12 protein-coding genes are annotated in these 11,505 nt (G+C 68.0%); 8 read left to right on the top strand and 4 right to left on the bottom strand.

Features of this window, described 5'->3' with window-relative positions; genetic code table 11:
- Positions 1–98: 98 nt before the first annotated feature.
- The 8 genes from glyQ to WNM05_RS16295 all read left to right on the top strand — a co-directional run bounded on the left by glyQ (position 99) and on the right by WNM05_RS16295 (position 7,612).
- Complete coding sequence (gene glyQ, locus WNM05_RS16330; protein ID WP_434628804.1) at positions 99–989, top strand: glycine--tRNA ligase subunit alpha; 891 nt, start codon at positions 99–101, stop codon at positions 987–989.
- 58 nt (positions 990–1,047) lie between these two features.
- Positions 1,048–1,470 (top strand): surface-adhesin E family protein, encoded by a 423-nt coding sequence (locus tag WNM05_RS16325; protein ID WP_434628802.1) that lies wholly within the window; start codon positions 1,048–1,050, stop codon positions 1,468–1,470.
- 16 nt (positions 1,471–1,486) lie between these two features.
- Positions 1,487–3,547, top strand: coding sequence for a glycine--tRNA ligase subunit beta (gene glyS, locus WNM05_RS16320; protein ID WP_434628800.1), 2,061 nt, complete (start codon positions 1,487–1,489; stop codon positions 3,545–3,547).
- A gap of 55 nt (positions 3,548–3,602) precedes the next feature.
- On the top strand, positions 3,603–4,142 hold the full coding sequence (gene gmhB / locus WNM05_RS16315) for a D-glycero-beta-D-manno-heptose 1,7-bisphosphate 7-phosphatase (protein WP_101709004.1): 540 nt from the start codon (positions 3,603–3,605) through the stop codon (positions 4,140–4,142).
- A gap of 16 nt (positions 4,143–4,158) precedes the next feature.
- On the top strand, positions 4,159–4,935 hold the full coding sequence (locus tag WNM05_RS16310) for a lysophospholipid acyltransferase family protein (protein WP_434628798.1): 777 nt from the start codon (positions 4,159–4,161) through the stop codon (positions 4,933–4,935).
- Entirely contained in the window at positions 4,895–5,605 is a 711-nt protein-coding gene (locus tag WNM05_RS16305) for a M48 family metallopeptidase (RefSeq protein ID WP_434628796.1), read from the top strand. The genes WNM05_RS16310 and WNM05_RS16305 overlap by 41 nt, the downstream gene beginning before the upstream one ends.
- Positions 5,606–5,624: 19 nt before the next feature.
- Positions 5,625–6,014: a lactoylglutathione lyase gene (gene gloA / locus WNM05_RS16300; protein WP_434628794.1), complete on the top strand. Its 390-nt coding sequence runs from the start codon at positions 5,625–5,627 to the stop codon at positions 6,012–6,014.
- Between the two features lie 188 nt (positions 6,015–6,202).
- Positions 6,203–7,612 carry a sodium:proton antiporter gene (locus WNM05_RS16295; RefSeq protein ID WP_434628793.1) on the top strand — a complete coding sequence of 470 codons (1,410 nt, stop codon included), beginning with the start codon at positions 6,203–6,205 and terminating at the stop codon, positions 7,610–7,612.
- Positions 7,613–7,764: 152 nt separating this feature from the next.
- Here the strand turns inward: WNM05_RS16295 and WNM05_RS16290 are convergent, their stop codons facing one another.
- The 4 genes from WNM05_RS16290 to WNM05_RS16275 form a co-directional block, all read right to left on the bottom strand.
- The gene (locus tag WNM05_RS16290) at positions 7,765–8,379 is read right to left on the bottom strand and encodes a hypothetical protein (protein WP_434628791.1); all 615 of its coding nucleotides are present in this window, start codon (positions 8,377–8,379) and stop codon (positions 7,765–7,767) included.
- A gap of 158 nt (positions 8,380–8,537) precedes the next feature.
- Positions 8,538–9,971 (bottom strand): polysaccharide pyruvyl transferase family protein, encoded by a 1,434-nt coding sequence (locus WNM05_RS16285; protein WP_434628789.1) that lies wholly within the window; start codon positions 9,969–9,971, stop codon positions 8,538–8,540.
- A 13-nt stretch (positions 9,972–9,984) separates the two neighbouring features.
- Positions 9,985–10,692, bottom strand: coding sequence for a 4'-phosphopantetheinyl transferase family protein (locus tag WNM05_RS16280; protein ID WP_434628787.1), 708 nt, complete (start codon positions 10,690–10,692; stop codon positions 9,985–9,987).
- Complete coding sequence (locus WNM05_RS16275; RefSeq protein WP_434628785.1) at positions 10,689–11,483, bottom strand: thioesterase II family protein; 795 nt, start codon at positions 11,481–11,483, stop codon at positions 10,689–10,691. Before WNM05_RS16275 ends, WNM05_RS16280 begins: the two co-directional genes overlap by 4 nt.
- Between the last annotated feature and the right edge of the window lie 22 nt (positions 11,484–11,505).

Below are 11,505 nucleotides of genomic sequence, written 5' to 3'. Positions count from 1 at the left end.
GGTTATAGCCGCCGCGCCGGCCCGTCGCGGGGTCCGGCTTTGCGTCGGGGGCGTCAGGCGGTAGAATCGACGTTTATTTGTCCACTATCGCCCCGTTTATGCTTACCTTCCAGGAAATCATCCTCACGCTGCAGCACTACTGGAACCGCCAGGGCTGCGCGCTCTTGCAGCCTTACGACACCGAAGTGGGCGCCGGCACCTCGCATACCGCCACCTTCCTGCGCGCCCTGGGGCCGGAGCCGTGGAACGCCGCCTATGTGCAGCCCAGCCGCCGGCCGAAGGACGGCCGCTACGGCGAGAACCCGAACCGCCTGTTCCAGCACCACCAGTTCCAGGTGGTGCTTAAGCCGGCCCCGTCCAATATCCAGGAACTGTACCTGGGCTCCTTGAAGGAGCTGGGCCTGGATCCGACGGAACAGGACATCCGTTTCGTCGAGGACGACTGGGAGAACCCGACGCTGGGCGCATGGGGCCTCGGCTGGGAAGTGTGGTTGAACGGCATGGAGGTGACCCAGTTCACCTATTTCCAGCAGGTGGGCGGTCTGGACTGCAAGCCGGTGCTGGGCGAGATCACCTACGGCCTGGAGCGGCTGGCGATGTATCTGCAGGGCGTGGAGAACGTCTACGACCTGGTGTGGACCCATCTGCCGGACGGCCAGCCGGTGAGCTACGGCAATGTGTTCTACCAGAACGAGGTCGAGCAGTCCCGCTACGCCTTCGAGCACAGCAATGTCGAGCTGCTGTTCCGCCAGTTCAACGACTACGAGGCTGAGGCCAAGACCTTGCTGGAGGCCAGCTTGCCGCTGCCGGCCTACGAGATGATCCTGAAGGCCGGCCACACCTTCAATCTGCTGGACGCCCGGGGTTCGATCTCGGTGACCGAGCGCGCCGCCTATATCGGCCGCATCCGCAATCTGTCGCGCGGCGTGGCGCAGGCCTATTACGACGCGCGGGAGGCCCTGGGCTTCCCGATGTGCCGCAAGGGCTGATGGCGTTCGCCTATGCTGTTAGGGCCGGCATCGGCCGGCTCGACCGATGGGAGCGACGATGAGAGTCTGTTTGGCGATGTGCCTGCTGGCCGGCCTGCCCGCCTGGGCGGCGCCGGCTGCCGATTGGGTGGTCTACCAGGACGGCGGCCAGCTGCAGTTGGCGATAGACGGCAATTCGTTGTGGATGGGCAAGGACGGACTGGTTCACTTCATCAATCAGGAGCGCTTCGTCAAGCAGCGTTACGAACAGTCCTACAAGCTGCACTTCTACATCCGCCGCACCACCGGCTACGCCGATTGCAAGCAGTACCAGTACGTGTTTGTCGGTTCCGAGTATTTCGACCAGAACAACAAGCACCTGTTTTCCACCATGTTTCCGGTGCCGCGCTATGCCTGGAAGTGGCAGCCGGTCAACGAGGAGTCGGTCGCCCACGCCATGATGAAGGTGATCTGCGAGGCCGCCGGAGCCGCATCACGATAATTGAAACCGAAATAGAATGAACGCAACCCTGCTGATCGAACTCCTGACCGAGGAGCTGCCGCCGAAGGCGCTGCCGCGTCTGGCCGCCAGTTTCGCCCAGACCATCACCGAAGAACTGAAACGGATGCAGTTCGCCGCCGCCGACGCCGAGGCGGTGGTGTACGCGTCGCCGCGCCGCCTGGCGGTGCAGCTGCCCGGCGTGCTCGCCGTGCAGCCGGAGCAGCGCATCACCCGCCAGGGCCCGGCCGCCGCCGCCGGCCTGAAGGACGGCCAGCCGACGCCGGCGCTGGCCGGCTTCGCCCGCTCCTGCGGCGTCGAGGTGTCCGAGCTGTCCATCGTCAACAACGGCAAGCAGGACGTCTACGCCTATTCCAGCACCAAGGCAGGCGAGGCGCTGTCCGCGGTGCTGGCCGAGGTGGTGGCGCTGGCGCTGAAGAAGCTGCCGGCGCCGAAGCTGATGCGCTGGGGCGATTCCGACATGCAGTTCGTCCGCCCGGTGCACGGCCTGGTCATGCTGCACGGCGGCCAGGTCGTCGCCGGCGAGGTGCTGGGCCTCTCGAGCGGCAATGTCACCCGCGGCCACCGCTTCCTGTCGCAGGGCGAGGTGGTGATCGCCGGCGCAGACGGCTACGCCCGCGCGATGCACGAAGAGGGCAAGGTGATCGCCAGCTTCGACGCGCGCCGCGAGCTGATCCGCCACAAGCTGGCCGAGGCCGCCGCCCGGCTCGGCGCCACCATCGCCGCGCCGGACGCGCTGTTCGACGAAGTGACCGGTCTGGTCGAGTGGCCGGTGGTGCTCGAGGCCGGCTTCGAGGCCGAATTCCTGCAGGTGCCGCAGGAGTGCCTGATCCTGACGATGCAGCAGAATCAGAAGTACTTCCCGCTGCTGGACAAGAGCGGCAAGCTGATGAACCGCTTCCTGCTGGTGTCCAATATCGAGCCGCAGGATCCGTCCTTCGTCATCGGCGGCAACGAGCGCGTGTTGCGCGCCCGCCTGTCCGACGCCAAGTTCTTCTTCGAGCAGGATCAGAAGCATCGGTTGGACAGCCGTCTGTCGCGGCTGGCCAATGTGGTCTACCACAACAAGATAGGCTCGCAGCTGGAGCGCGTCGAGCGTCTGCAGAGCATCGCCGGCGCCATCGCCGCCGAGCTGGGCGCCGACGCGGCGCTGGCGGCCCGCGCCGCCTACCTGGCCAAGGCCGACCTGGTGAGCGACATGGTCGGCGAATTCCCCGAGCTGCAGGGCGTCATGGGCATGTACTACGCCCAGCACGACGGCGAGCACGCCGAGGTGGCGGCCGCCATCGAGGGCCACTACCATCCGCGCTTCGCCGGCGACACGCTGCCGGAAGGTCCGATAGCCACCGCGGTGGCGCTGGCCGACAAGCTGGAGACCATAGTCGGCATCTGGGGCATAGGCCTGATTCCGACCGGCGACAAGGACCCGTTCGCGCTGCGCCGCGCCGCGCTCGGCGTCGTGCGGATGGCGCTGGAGGCCGATCTGGACCTGAAGCAGCTGCTGGCCATCGTCGCCGCCGCCTTCCCGGCCGGCAAGCTGTCCGCCACGGTCGCCGACGAAGTGTTCGGCTTCATGATGGACAGACTGAAGAACTTCCTGGCCGCCGACTACAAGGGCGACGAGATCGACGCGGTGCTGGCGCTGGCCCCGAGCCGCATCAGCGAGGTGCGCGCGGTGCTGGCCGCCGTGGCCGGCTTCAAGTCGCTGCCGGAGGCCGCCGCGCTGGCCGCCGCCAACAAGCGGGTCAACAATATCCTGAAAAAGGCCGAAGGCGAGATCGCCGCGGTCGACGAAGCCCTGCTGCAGGAAGCCGCCGAACAGGCGTTGTTCGCCGCGGTGCGCGAGCTGGCGCCGGCCGTCGAGGCCAAGTTCGCCGCCCACGACTTCGCCGGGGCGCTGGCGCAGCTGGCCAGCCTGAAGGCGCCGGTCGACGCCTTCTTCGACGGCGTGATGGTGATGGCGGACGACGCCAGGGTCCGGGCCAACCGCATCGCGCTGCTGGCCGGGCTGGCCGCGCTGTTCAACCGCGTCGCCGACATCTCGCTGCTGGCCGACTGAGAAAGACGAAAGGCGGAGCGCCCGCGCCGCGGGCCTCCGACCGATGGGGAAAACCTTGAAACTAGTCATTCTGGATCGCGACGGCGTGATCAACGAGGATCGCGACGATTTCGTCAAGAACAGCGTCGAGTGGGTGCCGATCGAGCACAGCCTGGAGGCGATCGCCAATCTGACGCAATCGGGCTGGCGCGTCGTGGTGGCCACCAACCAGTCCGGCATCGCCCGCGGCCTGTTCGACGTGCACGCGCTGAACGCGATGCACGAGAAGATGCACAGGCTGGTCGGCCAGGCCGGCGGCCGCATCGACGCGGTGGTGTTCTGTCCGCACGGTCCGGACCACGGCTGCGAATGCCGCAAGCCGCTGCCGGGCATGGTGCTGGAGATCGCCGAGCGCTTCAATGTCAAGCTGGAGGGCCTGCCGTTGATAGGCGACAGCCTGCGAGACCTGGAGGCCGTCGCCGCCGTCGGCGGCCAGCCCATGCTGGTGAAGACCGGCAAGGGCGGCAAGACGCTGGCCAAGGGCGGCCTGCCGGAAAACACGCTGGTGTTCGACGACCTGTACGACGCCGCCGAGCACCTGATCAACCAACATTGAGGCAGAAGCTGCAAGCATGATCAGTCTGTGGATACGCAATCTCTTGTACTGGCTGGCGCTGATCGTCGTCACGCCGCTGTTCTTCACGCTGCTGCTGCTGGCGGCGCCGTTGCCGCGCCGCAAGCGGCACGTGTTCGGCGTCGGCTGGGCGATGACGCTGTTCTGGATGCTAGAGCACGTGATCGGCCTGAAATACAAGGTGATCGGCGCGGAGAACATCCCGACGGTGCCGTCGGTGATCGCGTCCAAGCACCAGTCCGGCTGGGAGACGCTGGCGCTGCAGAAGATCTTCCCGTTCCAGGTCTATGTCGCCAAGCGCGAGCTGGCCTGGATACCGTTCTTCGGCTGGGGCCTGGTGTTGATGAATCCCATCATGATCAACCGTTCTGACCGCGCCGGCGCCAATCAGCGCCTGCTGGCGCAGGGCCTGGAGCGCAAGCGCCACGGCTTCTGGATCACGGTCTTCCCCGAAGGCACGCGCACCCGGCCGGGCCTGGTCGGCAAATACAAGCTGGGCGCCGCCAGGATGTCCAAGCAGTTCGACATGCCGCTGGTGCCGGTGGCGCACAACGCCGGCGAGTTCTGGCCGCGCAACGCCTTCCTGAAGCATCCGGGCGAGATCACCGTCGTGGTCGGTCCGGCCATCCACCCGAGCGAAGACGCCGGCCCCGAGGCGATGATGGCCGAGGCCGAAGCCTGGATCGAGGCGCGTCAGCGCGAGATCGGCGGCGTCGGTCCGTTTGCCGATCCCGATGAAAAACGCCAGCGTCTGGCATCGCCTGCCTCTGCCTGACGGCGAGGTGCCCGTGCTGCTGACGCGCCGCGCGCGCCGCAGCATAGGCATCAAGGTGCAGGGGGGCGTGGTGGAACTGATCGCCGCGCCCGGAGTCAGTCAACAACGGCTGCATCAGGTCCTGCAGCAGCGTTACGACTGGATAGTCGGCCATGTGCTGCGCCAGCGCGGCCATCTGGAAGCCGGAGAGGACCTGAGCCGGCTGACGCTGCTGGGCGAGCCGCTGGCGCTGCGGCTGACCGGCGGCGCGCGGAAGACGGCGCGTCGGGAAGGCGGCGAGCTGCTGGTGTCCGGCGTCGCCGACGGCGACCGCGACGCGATCAGGGCCGTGCTGGGCAAATTCCTGAAACGCGAGGCGGCGACGCTGTTTCCCGGCCGCCTGGCGCTGCTGGCGGCGCATTGCCGCCGCAAGCCCGGTTCGCTGCAGCTGTCGTCGGCGCGCACGCGCTGGGGCAGTTGCAGCGCCGACGGCCGCATCCGCCTGAACTGGCGGCTGATGCAGGCGCCGCTGGCCGTGGTCGACTACGTGATCGCCCACGAGCTGGCCCACCTCGAACACATGAACCACTCGCCGGCGTTCTGGGCCGAGACCGAGCGTCTCTGCCCCGGCTGGCGCGACGCCCGCCGCTGGCTGCGCCAGCACGGCGGCGCCTTGTTTGTCTTCGATTGATCTCTGAAAGGAAAACGCCATGAGAATGCTGCATACGATGCTGCGCGTCGGCAATCTGGAACGCTCGATCGCCTTCTACCAGGAAGTGCTGGGCATGAAGCTGCTGCGCCGCAACGACTTTCCGGAAGGCCGTTTCACGCTGGCCTTCGTCGGCTACGGCGACGAGGCCGAGCACACGGTGCTGGAACTGACCCACAACTGGGATACCGAGTCCTACGATCTGGGCGGCGGCTACGGCCACATTGCCATCGAGGTCGACGACGCCTACGCCGCCTGTGACATGGCGCGCGCCAAGGGCGGCAAGGTGACGCGCGAGGCCGGCCCGATGAAGCACGGCACCACGGTGATCGCCTTCATCGAGGATCCGGACGGCTACAAGATCGAGTTCATCCAGAAGGGCAGCCGCTAAGCGCTGCCGGCGAAGCATTCGCCGAATCCGCCGGCCGCGTCGACGCGGCCGGCCACGGGCGGGAGGGGCCGCCCGGGCGCGCCGGCACCCGGAAGCCGGCGCGCCGGCTTCCAACAACAACCGGGAATGTTCCGGCAGCCGCGGCTGCGTTTTGGCATCACGGGCAGTTGCCCGTTCGGGAAGGACTGATGAATAAAAAACTGATCGCACTGGCGGGCGGCTTGCTGCTGCCCGCCCTCGCTCGAGCCGCCGACCTGGACGGCGCCGCCCTCAGCCTGGGCTGGGCCGCGCCGTTCGCCGGCATCCTGTTGTCCATCGCCTTGTTTCCGATGCTGGCCCCCGGCATCTGGCACCATCATTTCGGCAAGATCACCGCGGTCTGGACCGCGCTGTTCCTGCTGCCTTTCGCCGTCTCCTTCGGTCTCGGCCAGACCGGCGCGCTGCTGCTGCACGCGCTGTTCACCGAATACATCCCCTTCATCGCCCTGCTGTTCGCGCTGTACACGGTGTCCGGCGGCATCCTGGTATGGGGGTCGCTGCACGGCTCGCCCAGGCTGAACACCGCGCTGCTGGCGATAGGCACCGCGCTGGCGTCGGTGATGGGCACCACCGGCGCGGCGATGCTGCTGATCCGTCCGCTGCTGCGCGCCAACGAGGGCCGCAAGCGCAATGTGCACGTGGTGGTGTTCTTCATCTTCCTGGTGGCCAATATCGGCGGCGGCCTGACGCCGCTCGGCGATCCGCCGCTGTTTCTCGGCTTCCTGAAGGGCGTGACCTTCGGCTGGACCTTCCTGCACATGCTGGCGCCGGTGCTGTCGCTGTCGGTGCTGTTGCTGACGATCTTCTACTTCCTGGATCGCCATCTGTTCGCCAGGGAGGCGGCGGAGGGGACACTGAAGCCTGTCGATACCAGCCGCGACAAGCCGTTGAAGCTGCACGGCAAGCGCAATTTCTGGCTGTTGGCCGGCGTGGTGGCCGCGGTGCTGATGTCGGGGCTGTGGAAGCCCGGCGTCGCCGTCGATCTGCCCGGCGTCCACCTGGAATGGCAGAACCTGCTGCGCGACGCCATCCTGCTGCTGCTGGCGCTGGTCTCGCTGTGGATCACGCCTAAGCAGGTCCGGGCAGGCAACGAGTTCAACTGGCTGCCGATACTGGAGGTGGGCAAGCTGTTCGCCGGCATCTTCATCACCATCGCGCCGGTGATCGCCATCCTGCGCGCCGGCGAGCACGGCGCGCTGGCCGGCCTGGTGCAGACGGTGTCGGGACCGGACAGCCAGCCGCTGGACATCATGTATTTCTGGATGACCGGCATCCTGTCCAGTTTCCTCGACAACGCGCCGACCTATCTGGTGTTCTTCAATCTGGCTTCCGGCGACGCGGCGACGATGATGGGGCCGATGGCCGGCACGCTGCTGGCGATCTCGATGGGCGCGGTCTTCATGGGCGCGATGACCTATATCGGCAATGCGCCCAACTTCATGGTCAAGGCCATCGCCGAACACCGCCACGTCAAGATGCCGGGTTTCTTCGGCTATATGCTGTGGTCCGGCGCCGTGCTGCTGCCTTGCTTCCTGCTGCTGACGCTGGTGTTCTTCTAAGCCGGCCGCGTTTCGATAAAGCACGCCCCGCGCCGTCCAGGCGCGGGGCGTGTCGTTTTTGACGCCGGGGGGCAGTCGAATCCTTGCGCCGCGGCGGACAGCCGGCAACGGGGCGGGGACGGAAACGGCGCGGGCCTATGCCGTTGCCGGCGTCAGGACAGCTTGCCGGACAGGGAGTCCTGCAACAGCGAGAAGAAGCGGTCGTACATCTTCGGGTCGGTCACGGTGGAGGTCTTGGAGTCGCCGTTGGTGTCCCAGATGGTGACCCTGAAGCGGGCGCGCACCAGCGTCTCGCCGTTCTGGGCGGGACGCACCGTCACCAGCGCGTTGACGCTTTCATGGTCGGGCTTGGCCTGCAGCGGGATGCCCTTGGCCTTGAAGATGGCGCGTATGGCCTCGCGCCAGCGCACGCCGACGACGCGGTTGAGTTCGCCCTCCACCAGCATGGTCTCCTTGTCGGCCGTGACCGGCTTGAAGCCCATCGCCTGCAGCGCGGAGCTGCTGGCGTTGACGGCGGACGGGCCCCGCACGCGCGGGTAGGTCTTGTCCTGGATCTGGGACAGCGTCTGCTCCTCGGCGGGGGTGAGATCGACGGTGACTTGCTTGGAGCTGAGTTTGAGCAAGCGGCTGCCGCCGTCGCCGGTCACCCTTTCGTTGGGCTTGGGCGTCGAACAGGCGGCCAGGCCGGCGACGATCAACAGCGTCGGCAAGGCGAGACGGCTGCGGCGCGGCGCGCGAATGGCGGATATGGGACTGGGGTTCGCCATGGAAATCTCCGGATGAAAACGGCTCCATCGCCTGCCGGGAGGCGGTGGGGTGGGGTTGACGGGGGGCGCTTGCGCGCCGGTGGCAATATGTTGATTGTCCGGACGCGCCTGGGTGCCGCCCCCCTGTCAATTCGAACAGGGCCCGGCGGTTTGCCGCGCTAGCTGTGCTGGGCGATCAGATTATGCAGCTCCGGGCTGATTTCCGGCAGGAAGGCGGTCCAGTGCGCGTCGTCGGCCGGCGTCTCGATGTCGGGGTGGAAGCGACGCACTTCGTCGGCGAAGCGGCGTCCCATCTCGGCCATCTCGCGCAGGTGGCCGGCCACCGACCGGCGGGTCTGGCGCGAAATGTCCAGGCGGTGGGTTTCGGCGTAGCGCAGCGAGGCCACCAGCTTGTCCGCCAGGTCCGGCGCGTCCACCTTCAGCAGGCGGCGGCCGATCTCGTCCTTGCCCAAGAGATTGGCGATGCGCTCGTCCATGCTGACGCCCACCGCCGGCACGCCGGCCTCCATGCTGGTGACGATGGCGTGGAAGCGCGAGCTGAGCAGCAGGTCGGCGGCGCGCAGCAGGCCGACGATGGCGCGCGGCGGCATGTCGCCGCTGGCGACGATGGGCGGCGCCTGTTCGAAGCGCGAGGCCAGGTCCTTGCAGGCGGCGCGGTCCACCTTGTCCATGCCTATGATCAGCACGCCGCCGCCGGTGTCGCGCTGCCATTGGCGCGCGGCATGGGCCAGCGCGTCCAGATAGGCGTTGTAGCGGCTGCGTATCGATTCATTGTCGGGGTGGAACAGGATGCTGCCGAAGAAGAGCTCGCTGTGCGCGCCGGTCTCGGCCATTTCCTGGGCCTTGACCAGGTCGGGTTTCACCGGCCACCAGAACGGGTTCATCGGGCACACGGCCAAGAGCGGGAAGTCGGCCAGGCCCAGCCGTACCAGCCGTTCGTGGACCGCGTCGGCCGGCTCCGCCCTATAGGTCCAGGCGGTATCGGCGCCGCCGGTGGCGCGCAGGCCCAGCGGCTCCAGCACGGCCTTGGATTCCTCGTTGCGGCACAGGATCAGCGGGCCGCTGCCGAGGCTGGCGATGAAGGCCGACAGCTCCGGCTCCATCTTGCCGGCTTCGGCGCCGTAGCCCACCGCCAGCCGGCCGCTGGCGACCGCCATGCCCAGCGCGCCGCCCAGCATCGCCGACAGCATGCAGCACAGATTGGATTTGAACATGGAGCCGTCGCAGGCGATCACGCCGTCGTACTCGCGTATGGTGCGGATCAGGAATTCCGGGAAGTAGTCCTGCACCAGTTCGAGCTTGACGTCGTCCTGCAGGTCTTCCGGCAGTTCCACGCCGGTGCCGACCAGGCCGATCTGGACCCGGTCGCGGCCGAGGATGGCGCGCACCTGGCGTATCATTTCGGCCACCCGCACGTCGGAGCCGGTGTTGCCGCCGCCGGCATAGCCGGCGAACAGCAGCCGCAGCGGGCTGCCGGCCTCGCGGGCCGGCGGCGGCAGGTGGGCGGCTTCGCCTATCAGCCCGGTCAGTTGGCTGTACAGGACCGGATAGGAGGCGTTGGACGCCAGAAACGCTTCAAGCAGCTTGGACATGAGTCGAGTCCTCTCAAGTGGGGAAGGATAGGGTGAAGTCTTGCGCGCGCCATCGGCGCAGCGGGCGGGGCGGGCCGTCGTGGGCCAGCGCGGCGGCGTGGCCGTCTTCCGTCTCCAGCGCCTGCAGCCGCCATTCGCCGCAGTGGGCCGACAGCAGCCGAGGCCGGTCGGCCTCGTCCAGCGCGATTTCCACGTCGGCCAGCCCGGACAGGCCGCTGCCTATCGCCTTCAGCACCGCCTCCTTGGCGGTCCACATCCGCAGGAAGCGCCGCGTGGCGTCCCCGCCGGCCAGCGCCAGCCGTTCGCGCGCGCTGAAGTACGATTCGGCGATGCCCCGCCACTCCAGCTCGCGGCCGTCGCGCCGGCGCTGTTCCAGGTCCACGCCCAGCCGCAGCCCGCGCGCCAGCGCCACCAGGGCGGCGTCGCCGGAATGGCTGAGGTTGAAGCCCAGCTCCGGGTGGGCCGGCAGCCAGGGCTTGCCGCCGCCTTCGGAGGCGAATTCCAGCGCGGCGGGGTCGGCGTCCAGCGCGGCGGCCAGCAGGTGGCGCAGCGCGTTGCGGGCGGCTGCGTAGCGGGCGCCGTCGCGCGGGCGGACGAAGCGTCCGGCGTGCCGGCGCTCGTCCGGCGACAGCGCGTCCGGGCAATGCGGTCCGTCCAGCGGGACGGCGATCACGTCTATCGCCGCGTCGGAGGCGGCCAGCGCCTGCCGCAGCGCGCTCACGACGGGCAGGCCGCGCTGGCCGACAGCGTGGAGCTCACGTGCTGGATCACGGCGGTTTCCATGTCGCGGACGAAGAAGTGCCCGCCGTTGAACAACTGGCGGCTGAAGCCGGAGTGGGTCAGGCGCCGCCAGTCCTCCAGCGCCTCGACCGGCACGTGTTCGTCGCTGTCGCCGCCCAGCGCGGTGATCGGTACGTTCAGCAGCGGCGACGAGGCCTGGAAGTGGTCGTTCATTTCCAGGTCGGCGCGAAGCAGCGAGAACACCGCCTGCTTCAGTTCCTCCTCCTGGAACACGATTTCCGGCGTGCCGCCCAGCTGGCGCAGATAGGCGGTCAGCTCGGCGTCGCCCATCCGGTGCAGCTGGGTGCGGTATTCCGGCAGCGGCGGGCGGCGGCCGGAGGCGAACAGGTGCAGCACCTGCGCCTGGCTGCGCTCCAGCGCCTGGGCGGTGGCGAATGCCAGCGCGGCGCCCATGCTGTGGCCGAACAGCGCCACCGGGCGGTCCAGCAGCGGGCGTATCGCCCGCAGCAGCGACGGAACCAGGCGTTCCACGCGGGTATAGGCGTTCTCGCCGTAGCGCGTGCCGCGTCCCGGCAACTGCACCGGGCAGACGTCGATGAAGTCCGGCATGCGATCGGTCCAGCTGCGATAGGCCAGCGCCGCGCCGCCTGCGTGGTGGAAGCAGAGCAGCCGCAGTTCGGCCTTGGGGCGCGGCTTGCGGAAGATCAGCCAGTTGCCGGTGTCGTGCAAGGCTGGCGGTAGCGATGACGCGGTCTGATGGGACGAGATCATGATGCGGATTCCTGGTTCGGTC

The sequence above is a fragment of the Chromobacterium sp. CV08 genome (assembly GCF_051129845.1).
In the GTDB taxonomy this organism is placed as follows: domain Bacteria; phylum Pseudomonadota; class Gammaproteobacteria; order Burkholderiales; family Chromobacteriaceae; genus Chromobacterium.
Note: the sequence above shows the minus strand (reverse complement) of the source record. Positions and strands in the feature narration are given on the sequence as shown.